Origin of the sequence: Paraburkholderia flava, from assembly GCF_004359985.1 — a bacterium.
Classification (GTDB): Bacteria; Pseudomonadota; Gammaproteobacteria; order Burkholderiales; family Burkholderiaceae; genus Paraburkholderia; species Paraburkholderia flava.
The window spans coordinates 215,397-239,846 of record NZ_SMRO01000001.1 but is presented as its reverse complement, the minus strand read 5'-3'; the positions used below and the strand labels follow the sequence as shown (position 1 = coordinate 239,846).

Annotated in this window: 19 protein-coding genes; 6 read left to right on the top strand and 13 right to left on the bottom strand. The window is 62.5% G+C overall.

The features are described 5' to 3' along the window. Window positions 1–60: 60 nt before the first annotated feature. Window positions 61–978: an AraC family transcriptional regulator gene (locus tag E1748_RS01050; RefSeq protein WP_205965223.1), complete on the bottom strand. Its 918-nt coding sequence runs from the start codon at window positions 976–978 to the stop codon at window positions 61–63. Window positions 979–1,306: 328 nt separating this feature from the next. Here E1748_RS01050 and E1748_RS01045 point away from each other — a divergent pair, with 328 nt between their 5' ends. Beyond that, window positions 1,307–2,359 carry an NAD(P)-dependent alcohol dehydrogenase gene (locus E1748_RS01045; RefSeq protein WP_133645302.1) on the top strand — a complete coding sequence of 351 codons (1,053 nt, stop codon included), beginning with the start codon at window positions 1,307–1,309 and terminating at the stop codon, window positions 2,357–2,359. A gap of 276 nt (window positions 2,360–2,635) precedes the next feature. After that, entirely contained in the window at window positions 2,636–3,595 is a 960-nt protein-coding gene (locus tag E1748_RS01040; RefSeq protein WP_133645301.1) for a LysR family transcriptional regulator, read from the top strand. 65 nt (window positions 3,596–3,660) lie between these two features. Here E1748_RS01040 and E1748_RS01035 read toward each other — a convergent pair whose 3' ends face one another. Together E1748_RS01035 and E1748_RS01030 are read right to left on the bottom strand one after the other, a co-directional pair. Then, entirely contained in the window at window positions 3,661–4,794 is a 1,134-nt protein-coding gene (locus E1748_RS01035) for a nucleoside hydrolase (protein WP_133645300.1), read from the bottom strand. 270 nt (window positions 4,795–5,064) lie between these two features. Continuing rightward, window positions 5,065–6,048, bottom strand: a complete 984-nt coding sequence (locus E1748_RS01030) for a hypothetical protein (protein ID WP_133645299.1) — start codon at window positions 6,046–6,048, stop codon at window positions 5,065–5,067. 139 nt (window positions 6,049–6,187) lie between these two features. On the opposite strand from E1748_RS01030, the gene E1748_RS01025 reads away from it, so the two are divergent. The 4 genes from E1748_RS01025 (at window position 6,188) to E1748_RS01010 (ending at window position 13,278) form a co-directional block, all read left to right on the top strand. Further along, window positions 6,188–7,033, top strand: coding sequence for a M15 family metallopeptidase (locus E1748_RS01025; RefSeq protein ID WP_133645298.1), 846 nt, complete (start codon window positions 6,188–6,190; stop codon window positions 7,031–7,033). A 458-nt stretch (window positions 7,034–7,491) separates the two neighbouring features. Then, window positions 7,492–11,352, top strand: a complete 3,861-nt coding sequence (gene tssM / locus E1748_RS01020) for a type VI secretion system membrane subunit TssM (protein ID WP_133645297.1) — start codon at window positions 7,492–7,494, stop codon at window positions 11,350–11,352. Continuing rightward, window positions 11,349–12,338: a type VI secretion system-associated protein TagF gene (tagF, locus tag E1748_RS01015; protein ID WP_133645296.1), complete on the top strand. Its 990-nt coding sequence runs from the start codon at window positions 11,349–11,351 to the stop codon at window positions 12,336–12,338. Before tssM ends, tagF begins: the two co-directional genes overlap by 4 nt. A 4-nt stretch (window positions 12,339–12,342) precedes the next feature. Next, the gene (locus E1748_RS01010; protein ID WP_133645295.1) at window positions 12,343–13,278 is read left to right on the top strand and encodes an OmpA family protein; all 936 of its coding nucleotides are present in this window, start codon (window positions 12,343–12,345) and stop codon (window positions 13,276–13,278) included. Window positions 13,279–13,307: 29 nt separating this feature from the next. Here the strand turns inward: E1748_RS01010 and tssA are convergent, their stop codons facing one another. The 10 genes from tssA to E1748_RS00960 form a co-directional block, all read right to left on the bottom strand. Beyond that, window positions 13,308–14,435: a type VI secretion system protein TssA gene (gene tssA / locus E1748_RS01005; RefSeq protein ID WP_133645294.1), complete on the bottom strand. Its 1,128-nt coding sequence runs from the start codon at window positions 14,433–14,435 to the stop codon at window positions 13,308–13,310. A 61-nt stretch (window positions 14,436–14,496) separates the two neighbouring features. Further along, window positions 14,497–17,181: a type VI secretion system ATPase TssH gene (gene tssH, locus E1748_RS01000; RefSeq protein ID WP_133645293.1), complete on the bottom strand. Its 2,685-nt coding sequence runs from the start codon at window positions 17,179–17,181 to the stop codon at window positions 14,497–14,499. 34 nt (window positions 17,182–17,215) lie between these two features. Further along, window positions 17,216–18,310 carry a type VI secretion system baseplate subunit TssG gene (gene tssG, locus E1748_RS00995; RefSeq protein WP_133645292.1) on the bottom strand — a complete coding sequence of 365 codons (1,095 nt, stop codon included), beginning with the start codon at window positions 18,308–18,310 and terminating at the stop codon, window positions 17,216–17,218. Further along, a complete protein-coding gene (gene tssF / locus E1748_RS00990) occupies window positions 18,274–20,112 on the bottom strand; it encodes a type VI secretion system baseplate subunit TssF (protein ID WP_133645291.1) in 1,839 nt (612 codons plus the stop codon). The genes tssG and tssF overlap by 37 nt, the downstream gene beginning before the upstream one ends. A 76-nt stretch (window positions 20,113–20,188) precedes the next feature. Beyond that, on the bottom strand, window positions 20,189–20,668 hold the full coding sequence (gene tssE, locus E1748_RS00985) for a type VI secretion system baseplate subunit TssE (protein ID WP_133645290.1): 480 nt from the start codon (window positions 20,666–20,668) through the stop codon (window positions 20,189–20,191). 73 nt (window positions 20,669–20,741) lie between these two features. Continuing rightward, window positions 20,742–21,245, bottom strand: coding sequence for an Hcp family type VI secretion system effector (locus E1748_RS00980; protein ID WP_133645289.1), 504 nt, complete (start codon window positions 21,243–21,245; stop codon window positions 20,742–20,744). Window positions 21,246–21,327: 82 nt separating this feature from the next. Further along, window positions 21,328–22,821 (bottom strand): type VI secretion system contractile sheath large subunit, encoded by a 1,494-nt coding sequence (gene tssC, locus E1748_RS00975; protein ID WP_133645288.1) that lies wholly within the window; start codon window positions 22,819–22,821, stop codon window positions 21,328–21,330. Window positions 22,822–22,835: 14 nt separating this feature from the next. Next, a complete protein-coding gene (tssB, locus tag E1748_RS00970; RefSeq protein ID WP_133645287.1) occupies window positions 22,836–23,378 on the bottom strand; it encodes a type VI secretion system contractile sheath small subunit in 543 nt (180 codons plus the stop codon). A gap of 55 nt (window positions 23,379–23,433) precedes the next feature. After that, window positions 23,434–24,126, bottom strand: coding sequence for a tetratricopeptide repeat protein (locus tag E1748_RS00965; protein ID WP_133645286.1), 693 nt, complete (start codon window positions 24,124–24,126; stop codon window positions 23,434–23,436). A 24-nt stretch (window positions 24,127–24,150) separates the two neighbouring features. After that, window positions 24,151–24,387, bottom strand: a complete 237-nt coding sequence (locus tag E1748_RS00960) for a hypothetical protein (protein ID WP_133645285.1) — start codon at window positions 24,385–24,387, stop codon at window positions 24,151–24,153. Window positions 24,388–24,450 lie beyond the last annotated feature (63 nt).

Sequence of the window (24,450 nt, the reverse complement as noted above, 5' to 3'; positions counted from 1 at the left end):
GCCTTCTCAAGCAGGCCTTCTCAAGCGCTGCGATGCAAGCCTCCCGCTGCCAACGACACCTCACGCCGCCGTCACGTACTGCCGCTGGGGCGTCGTGCTGCGCGGCGGCGGCGCTTCGATCACGGGGCGCACGCGCCGTACTTCATCGACCGGGCTCCGACCGAACAGACGCTTGAACTCCCTGCTGAACTGCGACGCGCTTTCGTAACCGACGCGCGCCGCGGCCGCACCCGCACTCAAGCCGTCCTGCACCATCAAAAGCCGCGCGTGATGCAGACGCGTGGTCTTCACGTACTGCATCGGCGACGTCGCCGTCACGGTCTTGAACTGCGCATGAAACACCGCGACGCTCATGCCCGCTTCGCGCGCGAGCAGGTCGACGTCAAGATCGCCCTCGTAATCCGCGTGAATGCGCCGCAGCGCCTTCGCGATGCGGCCAAAATGATGCTGATGCGTGAGCGCCGCGCGAATCGCGTCGCCCTGCTCGCCCGTCAACACGCGGTAACAGATCTCGCGCACAATCGCCGGACCGAGGATGCGCGCATCGAGCGGCGACACGAGCGCTTCGAGCAGACGCTGTACCGCATCGCCGAGCGTTGGGTCGAGCGGCGTCGAGTAGATGCCGCGCGGTTCGTCGTGTGTCGCGCCGCGCGTGTCGTTGAGCATCAGCAGCAGTTCGGCGATCACGCCCAGATCGACACGGATCGAGATGCCGAGAAACGGCTCTTCGGCGCTCGCCTCGGTTTCGCATTCGAACGGCAGCGGCACCGACATCACGAGGTACTGCTGCGCGTCGTAGTGGAACGTCTTGCCACCGAGATAGCCGCGTTTGCGCCCCTGACACACGATCACGATGCTCGGCTCGTACATCACAGGCATGCGCGGCCTGGGCTGGTTCGAACGGATCAGTCGCACACCGTCGAGGCTCGCATGCGTAAAGCCTTCGGCAGGGGCGAGCGCGTCGAACAGTTTGACCATCTGCTGTTGCGCGGCCGCTGCTGGCGCAGGCGTGGTCGAAGGATTCAAACTCGGGGTCGAGGTCATCGCTAAATCTTCATGCACATAGAAACAGGCTTGAAATCTAGCATTAAATGCGTTGCATTGCCGCCCCATCGTAGAAATAGGCAAATCTTCAAGACATTCAGGTATTTCCCTGGTAGGACCCGCTCCCTACAATGGGAACCCTGTTGAGAAGCACTTTTCCTCGCCGCCACCGACACTCCAACGTTCCCTCGAACGCCGACGCTGATGCGTCCGGTGCGGCTCGTCTACGCCCTTTTCTTTTAACCCATCTGCCGGAGCAACCATGACCACGACCCAGGCCTACGCAGCACACGACCCTAAATCGAAGCTGGTGCCGTTCACTTTCGAACGCCGCGCGCTGCGCGAAAACGACGTGCAGATGGAAGTCCTGTTCTGCGGCGTCTGCCACTCGGACCTTCACCAGGCCCGCGACGAATGGAGAAACTCGGTGTACCCGGTGGTGCCGGGGCATGAAATCGTCGGCCGCGTGACGGCGGTCGGTGCAGGCGTCACGCGTCATCACGTCGGCGATCTCGTCGGCGTCGGCTGCCTCGTCGACTCGTGCCGCACGTGCCCGAGCTGCGAAGAAGGCCTCGAGCAGTATTGCGAGAACGGTTGGGTCGGCACGTATAACGGCGTCGATCGCGTGAACGGCGACATCACGCTCGGCGGCTACTCGACGAACCTGGTGGTCGACGAAGCGTTCGTGCTCGGCGTGCCGAAGAATCTCGATCCGGCCGGCGTCGCACCGCTGCTGTGCGCAGGCATCACGACCTACTCGCCGCTGCGTCAGTGGAAGGTCGGTCCGGGCCAGAAGGTCGGCATCGTCGGGCTCGGCGGCCTCGGGCACATGGGCGTGAAGTTCGCCCGCGCGCTCGGCGCGCACGTCGTGCTGTTCACGACGTCGCCGTCGAAGATCGAAGACGCGAAGCGGCTCGGCGCACACGAGGTGGTGATCTCGAAGAACGCGGAAGAAATGGCAGCGCACGCAAACAGCTTCGACTTTCTCCTCAACACCGTCGCCGCGCAGCACGACCTGAACCCGTTCCTCAACCTGCTCAAGCGCGACGGCACGATGACGCTCGTCGGCGCGCCCGAGCACGATCACCCGTCGCCGCAGGTGTTCGGTCTGATTTTCAAGCGCCGCCGGCTGGCCGGTTCGCTGATCGGCGGCATCGCGGAAACGCAGGAGATGCTGGATTTCTGCGGCGAGCATGGCATTACGTCGGATATCGAAGTGATTCCGATGCAGCAGATTAACGACGCCTACGAACGGATGTTGAAAAGCGATGTGAAGTATCGCTTCGTGATCGACCTCGATTCGCTCAGGCAGTAAGACCAGGTAGCCGGACACCGCAACACTCGTTTTTTTTGCAGGCCGTGCATTCGCGCGGCTTGCGTCCCGCTCCACGCCTTTACGTTGACTGCTGCGCCGGCGCGCCTCCCTGATGGGACGGTCCGTCGGCCGCAAGCCGTGTTTCTTTTCACTGGATGGCGCGACCGTTTCGCGCCGCGTGCCCGATGCATCGACATCGCGTGCATGCCGCTCAGTATTTCGCTTACCTGATTATTTGTCTGGTTTTGTCTGTTTCGTTCGCACAGGAGATGTCCCGTGATCGACCGCATTCAGGCGATGCGCACGTTTGTCCGCATCGTCGACACTCATAGTTTTACCCGCGCCGCGCAATCGCTCGACATTCCGCGCGCGACGGCCACCACCGTCGTCCAGAATCTCGAGGCGTTGCTCGGTACCGCGCTGCTCACGCGCACCACACGCAGTCTCAGCCTCACGACCGAAGGCGCCGCGTATTACGAGCGCTGCGCGCAGATTCTCGCCGACATCGACGAACTCGAAGCCGGTCTGCGCGGCACGACCGACGCGATCAGCGGACGTCTGCGCATCGAGATGCCCGGCGCCGTCGCGAACGCGCTGGTGCTGCCCGCACTCGACGATTTTCATCTGCGCTACCCGCAGGTCGATCTCGCGATCGGCATCGGCACCCGCAACGTGGACCTCGTCGCTGAAGCGGTCGATTGCAGCATCCAGTTAGGCGAGCTGCCCGACTCGGGGCTCATCGCGCGGCGGCTCGGTTCGCTCGATCACGTGACGTGCGCGAGCCCGGCGTATCTCGAACGTCGTGGCGTGCCGGTCGAACTCGATGACCTCGCGACGCATGTCGCGGTGAACTGGTTGTCGCAGGACAACGGCCGTGCAGCCGACTTTGATTTCGAGGTCGGCGACAGCGTGATCCGCGTGAAGGTAGATGGCTTCGTGAAAGTCAGCGACGAGCAGGCGTATCTGACCGGCGGCCTGCAAGGGCTCGGACTGATCCAGCCATCGCGGATCGCCGCGCAGCCTTACCTCGATTCGGGTCGGTTGATTGAGGTGCTGCCGCAATGGACGCCCGCGCCGATGACGGTGTCGGTTGCGTATGTGAAGAGCCGGCGCGTGTCGCCGCGTGTGCGTGCGTTCGTCGACTGGCTGGTCGAGTTGTTCGATCAGGCTGGGCACGTCGAGCGGGATATGTCGCGCGTGCGGCAACTGATGCGCGGCGGGTTGCACGCGGCTTGATTGTTTTGAATTGAATGTGGCTCACGCGCGCCGCGCTGCTTGCTCGGCGCGCGCGTGGTTCAAGCTCAGTTCGGCAGCTTCACCGGCACGGGCCGCGTCAGCAGATCGACGTAGTAATCGAAGAAGCGCACGTTGTCGAAACGCTTCACGATCGTCATTTTCTGCAGCCCCGCCGGCGGATTGCTCGCATAACCGGTGGCCTTACCATCATTCGCACCGACGCTCGTGTCGACGTCGACCCATCTGTCGACCGTCTGCGTCGCGAACGTCGGGTCCATCAGGTACGCGATGGTCAGCGTGTCCCAGATGTCCGTCGTGTAGTTCGGATTCGTTTCGAAACCGTTCTTGCCGTCGAATCCATAACCGTTCAGCTGCTTGAAGATCTGCGTGACGATGGTCTGCTTCGCCGGATCGTGCGTGACGCGATCGTACGTGGCCTTGTCCATCTTCACGGTATTGGTCACGTCGAGCGGCACGACGACCTGTTTGATCGGCAGACGCAGCACCGTGCGCGCCGCCTCCGGATCGAACCACCAGTTGAATTCGGCCGTTGGCGTCGTGTTGCCGGGCACGTCGATCGCGCCGCCCATGTAGATGATCTGCTTGATCATCGGCACGATTTCCGGATGCTGACGTGTGGCGAGTGCGATGTTGGTCAACGGCCCGATCGCGAGAATCGTCACTTCACCTGGGTATTGCTTCACGCTGTCGACGATGAAGTCGACCGCGCTCTTGCTCTGCAGTTTCGTCTGCGTCGCGAAGCCATCGGGTGGTGCGACGAGATCGGCATCGGACTTCGGCTCCGGCGAATTCCATGCACCGAGGTAACCGTCGCCGCCGGGGAATTGCGCGAGCTCGCTCTGGATCGTCGCGAAGTCGTGCGACAGCGCGTAATTCGCGCCCGAGTACACGCCGATGCGATCGCCGACACCCAGACGCTCGACTGACTTCAGCGCATCCGCGACGCCCTGCTTCAGCCACTGGTTGCCGGACACGACAGAGATGCCGAGCACCTGAATCTTCCCTTGCGCCTGCAGCTGAGCAGCCATCACGCCGAGCTGGCCGTCGTCGCTCATCGTGTTGTAGTCGCTGTCGATGATGACCTTCGGGGCCGATGCCGTTTGCAGCGTGCCGCCGCATCCCGCTATCGTCGCGGTCAGTCCCGCCACGCACGTCAACGCCACGATCAATTTCCTCACTCACGCCTCCTGTGTTGTCGTTACTGTTCGCGCGCACACCGCTCGAAGCGAATCGCGTGCGCGCGACAGGAACGTCCATCATAGACGTAATCGTCGCGCAAGCAAATCGTCATGCGATATACATCGGAGAGCATCGCAGTGCGATCGAATTACGCTTCGATGCGAGCGGAAAAGTAGCGGAGAGAAGAAGGCGGAATGCGCGCGAACGGCGCAAAGAAAAAGCAAACAGGTAACGCGCCCCAAGCGAGCGCTAAAGGAGTAAAAGAACGATCAGGGCTGGCGTGTTTGCGACGCGCTCGGACACGCAGCGTCCTTGCCCCAGTGTCCGTCGCACACGCGCCAGCGGCAGAACTGCTCCTCGAAGAAGCCCTGCTCGCTGCACTCTTTCACGCGTTGTGCGAGCGACGCAGTGGCCGGCGCAGGCGTACCGGCCCGCGATGCATGCGGAGCCGACTTGCCCGTCGCGCCGTTGTTTTTCGTGGGCGCGGGTTTCGCGTCCGCGGGCTTGGTGCGCGCAACGAGTGCCGCGAGCAGATCCGCATCCGAATCGTCGCGCGTCGCACCTGCCTTCGCATCGTGCGTCGACTTCTTCGCCTGTGCGACCGTCGTCGATGCGCCCGCATGATGTGCGTTCGCCGCTTCGTGCTTTGTATGCGACGCGTCGTGCTTCGTCGCATTGCTCGCAACCGTCGTCGACTTATCGTGCTTGACCACCGCCGTAGTCGCAGTCGTTGCCGCAGCGGACGCAGCAGGCGCCGTGTCGCTCGCATCCTGTGCGCCGCTCGCGAGCGCACGCGACAAACGACTGTCGTCGCCCGCACCGGATGCAGCGGCATCGGTGGAAGCTTTGGTGTCCTTGTCAGTGCTGTCGTCGGCGATGATCGTTGCGGCCTGCGATGCGGAAGCAGCGCTATCGGGCGCTTTCGCCGCGACCTGCGCGGTGCCGCTGGCAGGTGTCGCGACAGCCTTGCTCGCAGCGGTCGGCGCAGGCGTTGCAGTCGACGCACTACTCGCGACGACCTCGCTGTGACCCGCACGATGCTGAAGCTGCCATGCACCCCAGCCGCCCGCGGCAATCACCAGTAACGCGACAATTGCGATCGGTGCGCGCGAACGGCGCGGTTTGTCCGTCGGCGGCGCAACGCGGCCCTCCAGATTGGCGAGGATGCGCGAGCCATTGGCTTGCGCGCCTTTCTCCGTATCGGAAAGCAGGCTAGGCGGGGCTTTGGAATTTGAGTTGTCCGGCGCACTCATTCACTGTCTCTTTGAAACCTGCTCATTGAATTCAGGCTTATTTCGCCGCGATAATAGCGCAACCCCCAACTTCGGGGTGGCCTGATTCTAAGAGCAAGCTTTACAAAATACAATTGTTTCGAATTTCCCCGGGGGCCCTTTGATTGCCGTAGCACTCGTCGCTTATTTTGCCATTGCTGTCGCAGTGGCAGCCATTCTGCTATTACCGGCGGTGCGGGCATCGGTTTTCGGTGGCGTACTCAACCTGCATAATCTGCTCACCCGACGCGCGGCAAAAGGCGCTGCACAGGCGCGTAGTCAATTAGCAAAGTCGGCAAGAATTTCGCAATCGACACTTGGCGATATGCAAAATTTACTGGTGCGTCGGCGCTTGCTGATTTTTACGACCACAGGTATTCTTGCGACGCCGCCATTAGTCGCAATTGCATTACGCGGTAAACAGTTGTTATTTCAATATGACGACACCATCAGGGTGCCCGACGAAAAAATCGCCGCACTGTTGAACGGCGAGCAGCTCGTCCCGCCGCCGCCGTTGCCGCCTGAGGTTTTTGCGACCCAGGAGGTCGAACAGGTCCGGCCTGCGCTGAAGGATGCGAGTCGCGACTGGAACCTGCTCGACGCCGACTTCAGGACGCGTTTATTGCTCGTCTACAAAATGATGCGCGAGCAATACGGTTATGAGATGGCTTTGCTGGAAGGTTATCGCAGTCCGGAGCGGCAAAACCGGCTGGCGCAAATGGGGGGAGTCACCAATGCCGCCGCGTTTCAGAGCTACCATCAATATGGGCTTGCAGCGGACAACGCGTTTTTGCGCGACGGCAAGCTTGTCATTACCGAAAAAGATCCCTGGGCCATGCGAGGCTATCAGTTATACGGGCAGTGTGCCGAGCAGGTCGGCCTCGTTTGGGGCGGCCGCTGGAAATTGATGGACCTCGGACACGTCGAATATCACAAACCCGGCTTCGTAATGGGACGTAAAGGTTAAATGGCTAATCATCCGAAGCGGACAATAATGAGGTGAACATGGGGCGTTCATTCATTTTCCCCAGCGACGTGCAAAGCCCGCTCGCGACACCCACCCTTCGCAGATCCATGTGACGATGGCCGCCCATTCCGACGTCCACGCAACCAGCAGGCTTCTGCCTGCGCATCATTCTTCCAGGCGGCCGTGTGCGCCGGGCATGCTTTGGGGCATTGCATATTTCTCCCGCACTTTCGTCTATACGCTACGCGCGCTGCGTATTTCGCGCGTGACGATGCGTGATGACGTCCTGCGCGGACACGTATTCGCCACGCAAACCCGCTACGCTCGCGCGCGTGTCCACGCGAGCATCGTGACGGCAACGAGCGCCGTCCGAACGACAACGCGACCGCGGATGCACGCGGCACCCGGCGCCATCAAGAACAGCAACAGCACTTCCAGCACCAGGACCTGAACGGCATATGCGACGCTTTCTCAACGTGTTGACCCACCCCCGCACGCTTTCGATCATCGGGCTGCTCGCACTCGCGGCCGTGCTGTTCATCGCTGCCGACGCCCTGGACATTCCGCCGATGTGGCCCGCCGCGATCCTCGCGGCGATCATCGTGCTGTGGCTGCTGGTGTGGGTCGTCAAGCGGCTGCGTACCCGGCGCGCAAATCGTAAGCTCGGCGACATGCTCGAGCAGCAGGCGGAGGCCGCGAAGGTCGCGCCCGTCGCGGAACAAGGCAAGCAGGTCGAACTCGATGCGTTGCGCACGCGCCTCGTCGATGCGGTCAAAACGATCAAGACGTCGAAGATCGGCCAGATGTCCGGCGGTTCCGCGCTGTACGAAATGCCGTGGTACATCGTGATCGGCAACCCGGCCGCCGGCAAGAGCAGCGCGGTGCTGAACTCGGGCCTGCAATTTCCTTTCGCGGACAAGAACAGCGCGGTCATCCACGGCATCGGCGGTACGCGTAACTGCGACTGGTTCTTCACGACCGAAGGCATCCTGCTCGATACCGCCGGCCGCTATTCGGTGCACGAGGAAGATCGCAGCGAATGGCTCGGCTTTCTCGGGCTGCTCAAGCGGCATCGTCCTAAAGCGCCGATCAACGGCATCATCGTCACCGCGAGCATCGCGGAGCTGACGGGCAATCGCCCCGAGTTCGCGATCAATCTCGCGAAGAACCTGCGCCAGCGCGTGCAGGAACTGACAGAAAAACTCGAAGTGTTCGCGCCGGTCTACGTGATGTTCACGAAGGCCGACCTGATCACCGGCTTCACCGAATTCTTCAGCGGCAGCGATCGTCAGGAATACGACCGCGTGTGGGGCGCTACCCTGCCCTACGAACCCGACGAGCGGCGCGACGTCGTCGGCTTGTTCGACGAACGCTTCGAAGAGCTGTACGAAGGGTTGAAGGAAATCAGCATCGCGCAGATGTCGATCAATCGCGGCAACAAGCTGTCGCCGGGACAACTGAGCTTCCCGCTCGAATTCTCGACGATCAAGCCCGCGTTGCGGTCGTTCCTCGCGACGCTGTTCGAGACCAACCCGTTCCAGTACAAGCCGATTTTCCGCGGCTTCTATTTCACGAGCGCGTTGCAGGAAGGCGAAACCAACAGTGCCGCTGCGCAGCGCATCGCGACGCGCTTCGGCCTGTCGACCGATAGCCTGCCGAAAGGCAACAGCACGTTCTCGAAGAACGGCTTCTTCCTGCGCGACCTGTTCTCGAAGGTGATCTTCGCCGACCGGCAAACGGTCAGGCAGTTCGCGAGCCCCGCGAAGACGCGTATGCGCTACGCGACCTTCTTCGGCTTCGTCGCGGCACTCGCGCTCGCACTCGGCGGCTGGACATGGTCGACGATCGGCAACCAGCAACTCACCGCGAACGTGCAGGCCGACCTCGACAACGTCGTGCGCCTGCAACAGAACCGCAACGATCTGCAGTCGCGTCTGCAGGCGATGGACATTCTCGAGGACCGCATCGAACAGCTCGAACAGTTCCGCCGCGACAAGCCGCTGTCGGTGTCGCTCGGACTGTACCAGGGCGATCGCCTCGAACAGCATCTGTTGACGCAGTACTACAGCGGCGTAAAACAGATCCTGTTGACGCCGGTGTCGCAGAACCTGTCGTCGTTCCTGAAGGACGTCAACGCGCACCCCGACCAGCTCGCGCCGATGACGCACACGCCCGATTCCGGCGCGGTGCAGGTGTCCGCGCATACGGCGATGTCCGCGAACAGTCAGGGCGGGCTCTATAGCGATGCGTCGCCGACCAACGTCGAGGACGCGTACAACGCGCTGAAAACCTACCTGATGCTGTCGGACAAGCGTCACGTCGAAACTGCTCACCTGACCGACCAGATCGCGCGCTTCTGGCGCGGCTGGCTCGAAACGAATCGCGGCAACATGCCGCGCGACGAGATGATCAAGAGCGCGGAACGGATGATTACGTTCTATCTGTCGCGCGTGTCCGACGACGACTGGCCGATGATCGAGTCGAATCTCGCGCTCGTCGATCAAACTCGCGAAAACCTGCGTCACGTCGTGCGCGGCATGCCGGCGCGGCAACGCGTGTACGAAGAAATCAAGGCACGTGCATCGACCCGCTTTGCGCCGATGACGATTGCGCGCATCGTCGGCGAAGGCAATACGTCGCTGATCGCGGGCAGCTATGCGATCCCCGGCACGTTCACGCGCGACGCGTGGTTCAGCTACGTGCAGCCGGCGATCCGCGACGCCGCGACGAAAGAACTGCAGGCGAAGGACTGGGTGCTCAACACTTCGGCGACCGACGATCTGACGCTCGAAGGCAGCCCCGAGCAGATCCAGAAGACGCTCGTCGCAATGTACAAGACCGAGTACGCGCAGCACTGGCAGAAGTTCATGCAGGGCATCGCGGTGCAGAGCTTCGGCAGCTTCAATCAGGCGGTCGATGCGATGAACCGTCTCGGCGATCCACAGGATTCGCCGATCCGCAAGGTGCTCGAAACCGCTTACGACCAGACCTCGTGGGACAACCCGTCGCTCGCGAACGCGACGCTCAAGCGTCTGCAGCCAGGTGTGACGAACTGGTTCAAGCAGTGGTTCTCGCGCGCGCCTACTGGTCAGCTAACCTCGAACATCGACATCAACGGCAATCCGGTCGAACTGCCGGTCGGTCCGATCGGCCAGGAGTTCGCGGGCCTCGGGCGGATCGTCGCGGTGCATGACAACGCGTCGATGCTGCGCGGTTACATGGACACGCTGTCGAAGGTGCGCACGCGCTTCAACGTGTTGAAGAATCAGGGCGACCCTGGACCCGGCGCGCGTCAGCTGATGCAGCAGACACTCGACGGCAGTGGCTCCGAACTGTCCGACTCGCTGAAGTTCGTCGACGAACAGATGCTGACGGGTCTCACCGATTCGCAACGCAAGGCACTGCGTCCGCTGCTCGTGCGGCCGCTGATGCAGGCGTATGCGGTCGTGATCCAGCCGGCCAGCGTCGAAGTCAACAAGGTGTGGAACGCGCAGGTCTATCAGACGTTCCAGAGCTCGCTCGCGAACAAGTACCCGTTCTCGGGCGACGCGAAGATCGAAGCCGGCGCAAGCGAAATCGCGCAGGTGTTCGGTCCGGACGGCTCGATCGCGAAGTTCGTCGGCACGACGCTCGGACCGCTCGCGGTACGTCGCGGCGATACGCTGACCGCGCGCACGTGGGGCGACATGGGTCTTGCACTGACGCCTGACTTCACGAACGGCTTCGCGCGCTGGGTCGCACCGCTCGCGGGCGGTGCAGCAGCAGGCGGCGGCGCGGGTGGATCGAGCGAACCGCAGACCGTGTTCCAGATCCTGCCGCAACCGAGCACGGGCACGACCGAATACACGATCGCCATCGACGGCCAGCAGCTGCGTTATCGCAACACGCCGCCGCAGTGGACCAACTTCGTGTGGCCGAATCCGTCGGGTTCGCCGGGCGCGACGCTGTCGGCGACGACCTTCGACGGCCGCACGATCCAGCTCGTCAACGAGCCGGGCCGCTACGGTCTCGAGAAGCTGATCAACTCGGCGCAACGTAAACGTAGGCCGGACGGCACGTTCGATCTCGTGTGGACGCAGGGTGCCGTCACCGTCGAGGTCAGCATGCGCATCATCAGCACGTCGCAGGCATCGGGCAGCACCAGCGCCAGTGGCAGCGGCGATGCACCGCAGCAGCAGAGCCTGCGCGGTCTGCGTCTGCCGTCGTCGGTTGCTGATGTGAGCGCCGCGGCGAACGCGGCCAATGCGACGCCGGTCAGTGCACCGGGCCTCGCGCCGGCGCCGGTCAATACCGCTGCAAAACCAGGGAGCGCGCAATGACGCAGACCGTTCAGGCGCAGATCGCCTACTTCGGCAAGATCCCGTCGCGCGGCGACTTCGTGAAGAGCGCGCACAACCCGCAGCTGCTGCAGACGCTCGATCGCTGGATCGCGCAGGCGATGGAAATGCTCACCGACGATCCGCGCTGGAAGATCGTCTACGAGAGCGCGAAGCCGATGCACTTCGCGTTCCTCGGTTCGCGCAGCAAGCTGGCGATCGCGGGTCACATGGTGGCGAGTCACGATCTGTCGTCGCGACGCTTCCCGTTCCTCGCCGCGACCGCGCTCGAAGTCGACAAGCCGCTCGCGTTTCTCGCGCGCAGCCCGCTCGCGTTCGCGCGGCTCTGGTCGCGCGTCGCGTCGCAGATGCGGCCGCTGCTCGCCGCGACGGAACCGGCCGGCGCGCTGCAGGCGCTCGGCGACACGCAGGTGCCGATCGATATCGGCGGCGCCGGCAATCCGCACGACGGCACGTTCAACGATTTCGTCGAACACCAGACGTTGTCGGGCCTCGAACAGATGTTGCTCAACAGCGGCCATCCGGTGCGGCTGCGCGGCGCGATGCTCGCGCTCGGCTCGCTGCTGCGACCGGTGATGCAAAGCGGCTCGTCGCACCTTGAGCGCGGCCTCACGCTACCGCTGCCGGTCGATCCGTTCTATCGCAGTCTCGTCGCCGCGTTCTGGCTCGAACTGATCGCGCCGTTCGTATCGCAGGCCGATTTCGAACTGGCGATCTTCATCGGCACGATCGCGGAACGCGAGCGCCTCATCATCGGCTTCAACGGCGCATCGGCGAAAACGCTGCACAGTGTGGTCGATCCGCAGGCGTACGCGGCCCACAACATCGATATCGACGACCCCGAGTGGGTCAACGATCACGCACAGAACGACCATGGCATCAGCAAGCTCGTCAGCTACCTCGATCAACCGCAACTGTCGCTGCGCGTCAGCATCGACACGTTCCGCGAAGTCTTCATCGGAGAGTGATGCGATGACGACCTATCGACACCGCCCGCTGCGGCTCACTGCCGCTGCCCTGCTCGTCGCGAGTCTCTTCGCGGGCTTCTTCGCGAGCGGTGCAGCCTTCGCCGACGATGCGGGTCCGGCGCGCGTCACGCCCGTCGACAATAGTGGCGTGCAGGTACATACGACGATCCTGCCCGCAACGTCCGCGCCTGCCGCCGCGAACCCGGCCCCCGCGACCACCGAGATACCGCCTGCTGCGAACGCAGTCCCCGGTCAGGTTGTAGTCGGCGGCAAGGTGCCCGACGAAGCGACCAAGGCCGCCGTGCTCGCGCGGTTGCGCGACACGTACGGCGCAGGCAACGTGGTCGATCAGATCGAAGTCGGCGACGTCGCAACGCCGCCGAACTGGGCGAGCAACGTGCAGAAGCTGATCGGGCCGCCGCTCAGGCAGATCAAGAAGGGGCAGTTGAAGATCGATGGCACGCAGATCGACGTGAAGGGTGAAGTGCAGAACGAGTCGCAGCGCCAGCAGCTCGCGAGCGACATGGCGAACGCACTGAACCCGACCTACACGATCCGCAACGGGCTGCGCGTCAGCGCATCCGAACAGGGCGTGCTCGATCAGACGCTCGCGAACCGCACGATCGAATTCGAAACCGGCAGCGCGACGTTGACGCCGCAAGGCCGCGCGATTCTCGATCAGATGGCTGCGGTGCTCGCGAAGCTGACGACGAAAACCGTCGAGATCATCGGCCATACCGACAATGCGGGGAATCGCGCGTCGAACATCGCGCTGAGTCAGGCGCGCGCCGACACGGTCAAAGGTTATCTGGTCGCGAAGGGCATTTCGCCGCAGCAGTTGACGACGACCGGCGTCGGTCCGGATCAGCCGATCGCGTCGAACGATACGACCGATGGTCGCGCGCGTAACCGTCGCATCGAATTCCGCGCGGGATCGTAGAAAATCGTCCTGGCGGGCAACGCGCCCGCTCAGGCTTTCTCGTCAGGCTTCACACCGAGCAGCTCGCGAATGTGCGCGAGCGAGCCATCGTCCTTCACCACCGTCGACAGCCACTGGTGCAGCGGCATGTCGGCCCACTCGGCGGCTTTGTCTGCGAGATACGCAACCGGGCTGTGCGGCTCCGTCGCGCGAAAGAACTTCGCGACTGCGCGCAACTGGTCGACGGCTTGTGCGCGGGTCTGAATGCCGGCTACGGTCACGGTCGGAGCAGCGACGGGCGCATGTGAAGCGGATGTGTGCACGGTGTCCTCCGCGAGCGGCGTCTTGAAGCTGGGCTCATTGCGTTCCGCGATCTCGGGTTGTTTCGGCGCGGCCTTCTGCACGACGGCATTCGCATCGACACCGACGTCGCGTGCGAAACGCTCGGCGAGCCGATAGACGCCGTCGTACGCATCCTTGATCTGGCGAAAACTCGGTGCGGCATCGCCCGCACGCTTGTCCAGTTCCTGTTCGAGTCCCTGCAGCGTCGCCTCGAAATCCTTCAGGCCAGCTAACAGCGTCGTGTAGAACGATGCGGGCGTCGCGCGTTTAGACGCCTCGATCTGTTCGACCGATGGCTTGCCGCGCGCGATATCGTCCGCGTGCTCGGGGTCGCGCTTCACGGCCTGCGCAACGTGCGTCGCTACTTCCCAGTCGATCGTGCTGTACAGCGCACCCGACGCATGCGTGACCGGCATCGCACGCAACAGCTCCGCCGAACGCCCCACGAGCCATCCAACATTGCCGAGCCGGTACTCGGTGTCGTCGCCTTCGGGCAACGGATGCACCTGCTCCCAGAAGCGCTCGCACAGACCGGTCAGCAGCGCGTAGCCCTGCGTGAGCCCGGCAACGCCATCCTCGATCGCCCACGCTTCGGTGAGCCATACCGCGAGCCGCAGATCCTTCGTCTGACTCTGCAGCAGCGCGGTGCTGCGCTCGGCGACGAACGACCAGTCCGCTTCCTTGATGTCGGTCACCCACTCGCCCTGATCGAGCGACGGGTCCTCGAAACGCCGCGCGTTCTGGATCGCGTCGAAGTCGGACGAGAACAGCAGATCGTCCCCGCACGGCGAGGTTTCGTTGATGGGCGCGAGCAGCGCAGTGAGATCGGTCGTCATGACGGAGGCCATAGAAATCGGTTGTAACGTCAGCGGTTGTAACGTCGGGCCGGCGCGTGCGTCAGGCCACCGTGTACTGGAACGCGCCGGACTCGTCCGCGCGCACCGAGATGCGCGCGATCGCCGCGCCCTCCGCGATGCGCTCCAGCACTTCCTGCGCGACTTCCGGCAACAGCGTGCCGTTCAGGATGTGATCGACATTGCGCGCGCCCGAGTCGACTTCCGTGCAGCGTGCGAGCACCGCATCGACCAGCGATTCGTCCCAGTCGAACACTGCCTTGTGATTCGCCTCGATGCGACGGCGGATCCGTTCGAGCTTCAGTTCGATGATCTCGACGAGCACGTCATCGGAAATCGGATAATACGGCACGACCTTCATGCGGCCGAGAAACGCGGGCTTGAACGCCTTGTACAACTGCGGACGCAGCGTTTCGGTCAGTTCGTCGGCGTCGGGCAGTTCCTCCGCGCTCTTGTTCAGACACGCCTGCATGATCGCCGTCGACCCCACGTTCGACGTGAGGATGATCAGCGTGTTGCGGAAGTCGATTTCGCGACCTTCGGCGTCGTCCATCGTGCCCTTGTCGAACACCTGGAAGAACATTTCGAGTACATCGGGGTGGGCCTTTTCGACTTCGTCGAGCAGCACGACCGAGTACGGATTGCGCCGCACGGCTTCGGTCAGCACACCGCCCTCGCCGTACCCGACGTAGCCCGGCGGCGAGCCCTTCAGCCCCGATACGCTGTGCGCTTCCTGATACTCGCTCATGTTGATCGTCACAAGCTTGCGTTCGCCGCCGTAGAGAATGTCGGCGAGCGCGAGCGCGGTTTCGGTCTTGCCGACACCCGACGGTCCGACGAACATGAACACGCCGCGCGGTTTGTTCGGGTCTTCGAGATTCGCGCTCGCGGTGCGCACGCGTTGTGCGATCGCGTCGAGCGCATGGTCCTGGCCGATCACGCGTGCAGACAGCAGCGACTGCAGATTCAACACGGTCTGGATTTCATTCTTCACCATCCGGCCGAGCGGGACGCCGGTCCACGCAGCGACGATTTCCGCGACCACGTGACCGTCGACCTGCAGCGGCACCATCGGTTGGCCTGCCTGCAATGTTTGCAATTCGGCTGCGCGCGCCGCGAGCGTTTCGCGCGCACGCTCCGCTTTCTGTGCGGCTTCTGCGTCCGCGCTGCCACCGCGTGCCGCGTCGATATCCGCGCGCAGTGCGCCGATTTCCGTCACCAGCGCGCGTTCCTTGTCGTAGCGCGCTTCGTCGGAGGCTACTTTCTGCAGATCGGTTTCGCGCAGCGCGCGCAGTTCGGTCAGGCGTTCGTCGTGTACCGCACCGCTCGCCTCTTCACGGTCGAGCGCAGCGATTTCCGCATCGATGCGTTCGATGCGCTTTTTCGTGTCGTCGATCGCACCCGGCGTCGAACTGTGCGCAAGCGCGACTTTCGCGCACGCGGTGTCGAGTACGCTGATCGCCTTGTCCGGCAGTTGCCGACCGCTGATGTAGCGATGCGACAGACGCACGGCCTCGGTGATCGCGTCGTCGAGCACGCGTACGTTGAAGTGTTTTTCCATCAGCCCGGCCATGCCTCGCAGCATCGCGGCCGCGAGCGTTTCGCTCGGCTCTTCGATCTTCACGACCTGAAAACGCCGCGCGAGCGCCGCGTCTTTTTCGAAGTACTTCTTGTACTCGCTCCACGTCGTCGCGGCGATCGTGCGCAGTTCGCCACGCGCGAGTGCCGGCTTCAGCAGATTTGCCGCATCGTTTTGTCCAGCCTGTCCGCCGGCACCGATGATCGTATGCGCTTCGTCGATGAAGAGAATGAGCGGGTGCGCGCTCTTCTTCACTTCGTCGATCACGTTCTTCAGGCGGTTTTCGAACTCGCCTTTCACGCTCGCGCCCGCCTGCAACAGTCCCATGTCGAGCACGTGTAGCGCGACGCCGCGCAATGGTGTGGGGACGTCGTCGGCAGCGATGCGCAGCGCGAGCCCTTCGACGACCGCCGTTTTACCGACACCCGCTTCGCCGGTCATGATCGGATTGTTCTGGCGACGGCGCATCAGGATATCGATAGCCTGACGGATTTCCGCTTCGCGGCCGATCACCGGATCGATCTTGCCTTCGCGTGCACGCTGCGTGAGGTTCGTCGTGTACGTGTCGAGCGCGGGGGTCTTTGTCGGTCCTTTTTGCGCGGCGTTTTCGCCGCTGGGGACGGACGCGTCATCGCCGTTGCTCGCGGTTGTGTTTGCATCACCGCCGCGTTCGACTTCCGCAGAACCCGCCGTCAGTTCATCGAACTTGTGCTTCAGATCGGTCACGCGCACGCGCGTCAGCAACGGCGACATGCGCTGCGCGAACTGCGCGAGATCAGGTGCGGTCAACAGTGCGAGCAGCAGATGCCCGGAGCGAATGCGACCGATCTGCGAATCGAGCGACGCGATCAACCATGCCTGTTCGAACAGCGCGATCAGATGCACCGAGAACACCGGCGTGCGCGTATTGCCGGTCTTCAGGTGTTCGAGTTCGCGTTCGAGATCGGCGCGCAGCGCGTGCGCGTCGATGCGGCTCGCGGCGATGACGAGCGATACGTCGCTGGCCGATTCGTCGAGCAACGTCAGCATCAGGTGCTCGAGGTCGACCTCGTAATGCCCGCGCGACAGGCACAGACTCGCGGCGCGTTCGGCCGCCTGCCGGCACGTGGTGTTCAGTTTCGCGATCAGGGTTTTTAGCGGCGTGCTCATGTCGTGCGATCCAGGGTCCGGTCCAGCATGAAGATCAATGAATGACGTGCAATTCGTAGCGTGCGTCGGCGCGGTCGCGATCGGCGTCCTGCGTGCAGAGGAACGCATCCCATCCGAGTCGCGCACCGGCGCCCAGATGGCTCGGTCCGACTTCCACGCGCCGCAGCACCAGCGATACTTCGTATTCGAGCGTCACTCCGGCGAGCAGCGTCAGCATGCGCTCCAGTGCAACCGCGCGCTCGGCGCCGGGTAGAAACGCCTCGTAGTCCTTTTTCGATAGCGGGCCGATCACCAGCCGCGCGCGCATGTCGCGTTGCCATACGCGCTCGCCGGCAAGCGCGGTCGCGCCCAGCACCGCATTCACCTGGCCGAGCACGGTCAACTGATCTTTCGGCACCTCGTACCATTTGCCGACGAACTGATCGACGCGCACGGGCACCATGAAATAGTCCGACAGCGTGCGCTGCAGATACGCGGCCGACACCGGACGATGCCGCGCCGCAAGCGCGTAGCCGGCAATTGCCTCGTCGAACAGCGCACCCGTGCCTTCCTGCAGACTGTCGCGCGACTCGTCGTTCGCAACACCGGCAAGCGACAGCAGCAACGGCAGATAGCGTTCGTCGCGATCCAGCTCGTAGTGAAACGGCAGGCGATACTTCTTCCACGCGGCGTAAAACAGCGCAGTCGCGCGATTCGAAAAGATGTCGAAGAATTCTCGCGCGGCGCGGTCGCGCTTCAGTTGCTCGCGCGCGACCACCTGTTCGGTGTAATGCAGCGGCAATGCGCCCTGCCCGCCAAGCAAACCGAAGAACGCGGGCGTCAGGTCGACACGTGTGATTTTGCCTTCTGCAAGCGCCTCGAGCCGCTTGCCCTGATCTTTCAGCGCGATGCGGTCGTCGCTGTACGACTGCGCACTTTCTATCTCACTCGGCGGAAAACCGAGCGACAACGTGTTGCGGAATCCGATACGCCGCGCGACGACGTCGCCCGGACGCGTCTGTCCGGCTTGCGCGTCGTCGGTGAACCAGCGCTCGAGCATCCGCACCGCCTGAAAAAATTCGAAGCGGTACGGCTCGTCGAGCAGCCGCTCGATTACGCCAGGATCGATTCGCCGCTGCGGGGCTTGCATCGAAGGATTTCCTCACCAGTGCGTTGGGACAGCACGATCAGTTGCACAAAACTGTTCAGGTGAACATACAGCCCGAAGAACATATCGATCACGCGGACGAACGCGCCGAGACTCGTGCCGACGAAATGCTCCTCGTCGATCGTCAGGCGGATTTCGATGCCGCGCACGAAGGTCGCGAACGGTTTGCCGGGCAGCCACTGTACGGCCGCGTGCTGCTCGATGCCGGTGATGCCGTCGATGTGCCGCGCGGACACCGCAGTGCGGCGCAGGTCGTACAGCACCAGCATTTCGCGCAGCGCGGCGAGACCGCTGCTCGCGAGCGACACGTGGTTCAGCGCGAGATGCGAGATCAACCGCCAGTGCGCGGCGCGGCCGCGCTCGAAGCGCACGCTCGGCGTAGGCCTGCGCAACATCGTAATGTTGCCGGTCAGCGAACCGCCTTCGAGAAACAGATCGCCGCCTTCGAGTCCCACCGCGAGTCCTGCCGGCAAATCGCGATTCGTGCAGGTCAGGTCGATGCTCAGCGTGTCGGTTTGCGGCGACGACGGCTCGAAATCGATGTCGACGATCGAGATTTCCGTTTCGTAGCCGGGACTTTTCTGCGCGACCCAGTCGTTACGCCGTGCGAACCAGTAGTGGCCTGCGCGCGACGCCTCGCCGTGATGCAGCGAATAGAACGGCCGGAACTCGATCACCGATTCCTCATGCGCCTGCTGCCGCACGAGCTTCACCGAATCGATCGAATAAACCTCATAGGCAAACGCACGACGCGCTTCGGCAATGACCGGGTACGAGATCGACTGATGGCTCACACGAATCGGCTCGCCGTGCTGCTTGAACAGATTGACGACCGGCGTGCAGAAGAGCCGGAAATGATGCGCCGACAACCCATCGAGCAACCGCGCAACGTGCGAATCGCTGCGAACTTCTTTCAGCACGATGTGCAGCGTCATGCGCTGACAGCGACCGCTCGCGCGCGTCATCGCGGGCAGATCGAAATCGATGAAGTTGAATTTGTCGGGAAACGCGAAGTATTCGGTCAGCAGGCGGTACGCCGGGTGCGACTTCGCCGGATAGTCGATCAGCGCGTCGGCCTCGTCGTAGCCGGCCTGTATGAACGGCAGTCCGCGCAGCGGCGTCCATACGCCGCGCCGGTCACCTTCCACGTACGCGGCTAGCGCGTTGACGAACAGGCAATCGGACAACGCAGCGATAAACGACTGCTCGCCGTGCAGGTGGGTACGCAACTGATCCACTTTCATCGCGGACAGATCGAGTTGCGGCGACGTCGATTCGAACGTCACGGAGACGATCGCCGTCGCGTTGCCCGGCAGAACAGTCGCGCTCGGCGCCATCGCGACCGACGTGTACTTCGCCTCGGAAATGCGGATCGGCGCGAGCGTCACATCGTATGCGGTGCGAAAGCGGCACTGCACGCCGCGAATCGGACGCGACTTGAATTCGGTATCGCGTTCGATCGTCACCGGTTCGGTGAGATGGCTCAGCGCCGCCGACGTACCCAGCTGCGCGATCGAACACGAAGGAAACGGCCGCAGATAGTGCGGATAAAGCACTTCGAGCAGTGCTTCGGTGAACTCAGGGTAATCGTCGTCGAGCTTCTTGTTGATGCGCGCGCCGAGCAGCGCGAACGATTCGATCATGCGCTCGACGTGCGGGTCCTCGCAGTGCTCGCCCGACATCGCGAGACGGGCCGCGATCTTCGGATAGCGCTCGGCGAAATCGCGCGAATAGCGGCGCAGAAAGGCAAGTTCGCGCTCGTAATACGGCAGCAGTTCTTCCATCAGTCGTCCCCGAACCCCCGAACCATCCCGGTCGAACCCGCCGCCGCTGCCGTGGCGCGGAGTGCAACCGGCGGAATTAAAGCTTCGCGCGCGAGCGCGTCACCGAATACTGCAGCGTCGACGGTTGCAACATTGCGTCGAAACTGACCGGCTCTTCTGCCGGATGTACGACCAGCAGCGCCTGGATCGCGAAATTCAGCGCGTTGGTGGATTGCTCGTTCAGCTCGAGCGTCACCGCGACCTGCTGCAATCGCGGCTCGTGCCGCTCGATGGCCTGCTGGATCGACTTGCAGATGAACGTGCGGTCGTAGTGACTCGCGAGGCTCAGCCCGGCAAAGTCGTTCAATCCGTAGGTCAGCACCGAACGCCGGCACTCGGGCAATGCCGCCAGATCGTGCTCGGTCAGTGCGATCCGCGTGTTCAGGATCGCTTCGACGTCGCGAGCGACGGTGCTCTTCAATTCTTCCAGCGACAATTGCCGCATGGCCGGGGATGCCGGCAAATGCGGTTCATCGTCGAACAGCTTGTCGAGAAAACTCGGTTCGAATCGCTTCATCTGGCGGTGCAGAACCGGTGCGACACAATACGGCCGCGACGCACTGCGAGTGTACGCGGCGGCCGTCTATGCATCAGACCGCGTAGGTCTTGTCGTTCTTCGTGAGGCTCCACGCGCCTTGCGCGTTGCCGCCCTGGTTGCCGCCGATCTTCTGCTGCGTGTACTTCCACTGAACGGCGGCGTACTTCAACGCGAACTCTTCGCTCGGCAGTCCTTCGCCGACGACGCTCGGAGCAATGCTCGAAATGATCACGTATTTCAGCTTCACTTCGAGGTACTTGATCCGGTTGCCTTCGCCGTCCGAACGCATGAAGTCGATCGTCACTTCGTCGAACGTCGTGCCGCCGGAAGCATGCTGATACATCAGCGGGCTGACCACGTCGATGTCCTTCGTGAAGCGCATATCGCTGTGTTCGCAGCGTTCGGCCGTATGTCCACCTGCCGTCGATGCGGTAGCGGAACGCGGTTGCAGGATCAGATGGCTAAACGAATCGAGTTCGATCCAGCCTGCGTGGTCCTTGTCCTGCGACTCGCCCTTGATAGCCGGATTGCCGAATTTTAAGTAGAGATCCTTCATAATGCATCGACTCCCCAAAGAGGTGGTTTTGACAGCCCGCCCGGGCGGCCGGCCCGGGCTTATTGACTTCGTTTAACAACAATCAGGCGTTCGCCTGCTTCGGCAGATCGGCAACGAGCCGAAGTGAAATCGACAGTTCGTCGAGCTGGAAATGCGGCCGCAGGAATGCGACCGACCGATATGAACCGGGCTTGCCCGGAATTTCCGATACCTGAATCGACGCCTCGCGCAGCGGGAATTGCGCCTTCTGTTCCTGCGTCGCGTTGTCGTCGAGCAGAACGTATTGCGAAATCCAGCGGTTGAGGAACACCTCGACGTTTTGCGCGGACGCAAAGCTGCCGATCTTGTCGCGCATCATCGCCTTCAGATAATGCGCGACGCGCGACACCGAGAAGATGTATTGCAGCTGTGCCGACAGCACCGCATTCGCGTTCGCGCTGTCCGTGCTGTACTTCTTCGGCTTCTGCACCGACTGTGCGGCGAAGAACGCGGCGTAGTCCGAGTTCTTGCAATGCACGAGCGGGATGAAGCCGAGGTCGGCCAGTTCTTTTTCGCGGCGGTCGGTGATCGCGATTTCGGTCGGGCACTTCAGTGCGATCTCGCCGTCGTCGGTCTTGAACGTATGCGTGGGCAAATCTTCGACAAGACCGCCGCCTTCGACACCGCGAATCGCCGCGCACCAGCCGAAGTCGTCGAACGCAGCTGTCAGACGCGCGGCAAACGCCCAGGCCGCGTTGCACCACAGGTACTTGCTGTGATCGGTGCCGTCCACGTCCTCGACGAAATTGAAGCCTTCAGCAGTCGCACCGTCTTTCGGATTGAACGGCAGACGGCCGAGGAAGCGCGGCAGCGTGAGGCCGACGTAACGCGAGTCTTCCGCGTCGCGGAACGACTTCCACTTCGCGTATTCGACGGTATCGAACACCTTGCCCATGTCGCGCGGCTTGCCGAGATCGGCGAACGTCTCGAGGCCGAGCAGTTCGGGCGAAGCAGCGCTGATGAACGGTGCGTGCGCAGCGGCCGCGACGTGCGACATCTGCTCGATGAAGTAGACGTCCTCCGGCTGACGCGTGATCTCGAAGTCACCGATCAGCGCGCCGAACGGCGCGCCGCCGAACGTGCCGAATTCTTCTTCGTACACCTTCTTGAACAGTGCGCTCTGGTCGAATTCGATCGCGGTCTTGAAGTCGCGCACGATGTCGCGCTTCGGCGCGTGCAGCGCCTTGATCTTCACGGTCGCGCCGGTATTGCTTTCCTTGCACAGGTAATCGAGCCCGCGCCACGTGCTTTCGAGTTTCTGGAATTGCGGCGCATGCATGACCGCGCTCAATTGCGCGGAGATCAGGCGGTCGAGTTCGGCGACGCGTGCATCGATTGTCGCCGACAGGTTGTCCGATACCACCACGGTGCCGTCGAGCACCTGATGCACGAGCTCGCCGATCAGATCTTTTGCGCGCGCGTGTTCGGAATCGGATTTCGCGACCTTGCTTTTCTCGACGATGTCGTCGAGCAGCGAGGTTCCGGCGCTAGCCTCTTGTGCGCCAGCTGCCTGGGTTGCCGCCGTTTGCTGAGTCATCTCACACCCCGTGCCTATTCGCCCTGCTTGTCATGATCCGGCTTGTCGCCGTGCTGGTCGTCCGCGCCGCTTTTCGCAAGCGCCTGCAGTTGCTGCGTATTCGACAGCACTTCGCTCAGCAGATCTTCGAGCTTGTCGTTGCCGGCGAGCTTGTTGCGCAGATCCGCGAGCTTCGAACGCGCGTCGAGCAGACGCTGCAGCGGTTCGATCTGCGCGACGACTTCATCTGGGCTGAAATCGGCGATCGAGCGGAATTTCAGATCCACCGCGAACTTGCCACCGCTTTCGCTCAGCCGGTTTTCGACCTGGAAAGCAGCGCGCGGCTCGATGGCCTTCATCACGTCGTCAAAATTATCGCGATCGATATTGACGAATTTGCGGTCGCGCAGTTTCGGCTGCTCGACCTCCGACTGACCGGCCAGATCGGCAACCACGCCGACGACGAACGGCAGCTCCTTGATTTCGATGGCATCGCCGCGCTCGACCTCATAGGTCAACTGAACGCGGGGCGGCCGCACTTTTTGCAAGCGCTTCTGAATGCTTTCTTTCTTGGCCATCGTCGGCTCCCCTGCTGCAAGTAAACTAACTAGCGTGTGATATCAGCGATGAAACTCAACGAAGCGCGCTGAACGGATCGGATGCACCGCCGCCTTGCGCTGCCTTCGGAGGCGGCGCAGCCGGCGTCGGCGGAGCGATCGGCACGGTTGCCGTGGTGGCGGGCGCAGTGGTCGTCGCGGGCGACGTAGCGGCCGCGGTTTCTTCGGGCTTCGCGCCCCTCACGACGTGACGCACGATGCGACGCTTCTTGACCACCGGCTTCTCGGTCTGATCGGGCGGGAACAATGAAGCTTCGCCGAGCGTGTCGCGCAGCTGCTTCGCGAGCGCCTGCGCATCCGACTTCGCATCGCCGGCAAGCGACGCATCCTGACGCAGTTCGCCGAGCGATTGCGTCGCGACTCTCAAGCCGGCAACCGCGAGCACGCTCTTCGCCTGACGATCGGTCTGATCGCGTTGCAGCGCTTCCTGCGCGGCAACGATCGCCTGTCCGTAGTGACCTTGCGCAAACTGGATCTGCGCGATGCGCGACCACGGCTCTTCGCGCGTGGGATCCGATTTTGCCAATTGCTGATAAAGCCCCATTGCGCGATCCTGATCGCCGCCCTTGGCGACCGTATCGGCATCGGAGAGACTCTTATTGAATGCCTCCGGCGTCGGTGGCGTATTGTTTGCCTGCGTTGCACACCCGGCCATCACCGCGCATGCCAACACTGCCCCAGATACTTTTACAAAAAGACGCTCTTTCATCGTTTTTCACCGACGTGCGATTTTTTAATTCAAGGAAAAACCAGAGTTTTGCTTTGCTAGAAGTGCGCGGGTATAGTACAGGCCAATTTTTGATAATTCAACTTTCGTGTGAACCGGGTCGAAGCTCAAAAAAATCAGGTTCAGGTTAACTGGCGATGTAAAGAAGAAATAGTTTCCGGAAACAAAACTCCGTGATTGCCGATCACGGAAAAAATTTCCGGCAACTTTACCGGACGGTGCTGCCAAGCATGCAATTTGCATCAACGCCCTCCTTTCCTTCTGCATGAAGACGAAGCTTTCCGTTTGCTTTTCTAACGATCTTTA

What these genes read in the sequence shown, in the direction of transcription:
- E1748_RS00980 (WP_133645289.1), bottom strand. Translation starts at nt 21,245, where the DNA reads ATGAAGGATCTCTACTTAAAATTCGGCAATCCGGCTATCAAGGGCGAG.
- E1748_RS01045 (WP_133645302.1), top strand. Translation starts at nt 1,307, where the DNA reads ATGACCACGACCCAGGCCTACGCAGCACACGACCCTAAATCGAAGCTG.
- tssC (WP_133645288.1), bottom strand. Translation starts at nt 22,821, where the DNA reads ATGACTCAGCAAACGGCGGCAACCCAGGCAGCTGGCGCACAAGAGGCT.
- tssE (WP_133645290.1), bottom strand. Translation starts at nt 20,668, where the DNA reads ATGAAGCGATTCGAACCGAGTTTTCTCGACAAGCTGTTCGACGATGAA.
- tssA (WP_133645294.1), bottom strand. Translation starts at nt 14,435, where the DNA reads ATGACGACCGATCTCACTGCGCTGCTCGCGCCCATCAACGAAACCTCG.
- tssH (WP_133645293.1), bottom strand. Translation starts at nt 17,181, where the DNA reads ATGAGCACGCCGCTAAAAACCCTGATCGCGAAACTGAACACCACGTGC.
- tssB (WP_133645287.1), bottom strand. Translation starts at nt 23,378, where the DNA reads ATGGCCAAGAAAGAAAGCATTCAGAAGCGCTTGCAAAAAGTGCGGCCG.
- tssM (WP_133645297.1), top strand. Translation starts at nt 7,492, where the DNA reads ATGCGACGCTTTCTCAACGTGTTGACCCACCCCCGCACGCTTTCGATC.
- tssF (WP_133645291.1), bottom strand. Translation starts at nt 20,112, where the DNA reads ATGGAAGAACTGCTGCCGTATTACGAGCGCGAACTTGCCTTTCTGCGC.
- tagF (WP_133645296.1), top strand. Translation starts at nt 11,349, where the DNA reads ATGACGCAGACCGTTCAGGCGCAGATCGCCTACTTCGGCAAGATCCCG.
- E1748_RS00965 (WP_133645286.1), bottom strand. Translation starts at nt 24,126, where the DNA reads ATGAAAGAGCGTCTTTTTGTAAAAGTATCTGGGGCAGTGTTGGCATGC.
- E1748_RS01010 (WP_133645295.1), top strand. Translation starts at nt 12,343, where the DNA reads ATGACGACCTATCGACACCGCCCGCTGCGGCTCACTGCCGCTGCCCTG.
- E1748_RS00960 (WP_133645285.1), bottom strand. Translation starts at nt 24,387, where the DNA reads ATGCAAATTGCATGCTTGGCAGCACCGTCCGGTAAAGTTGCCGGAAAT.
- E1748_RS01030 (WP_133645299.1), bottom strand. Translation starts at nt 6,048, where the DNA reads ATGAGTGCGCCGGACAACTCAAATTCCAAAGCCCCGCCTAGCCTGCTT.
- E1748_RS01050 (WP_205965223.1), bottom strand. Translation starts at nt 978, where the DNA reads ATGGTCAAACTGTTCGACGCGCTCGCCCCTGCCGAAGGCTTTACGCAT.
- tssG (WP_133645292.1), bottom strand. Translation starts at nt 18,310, where the DNA reads ATGCAAGCCCCGCAGCGGCGAATCGATCCTGGCGTAATCGAGCGGCTG.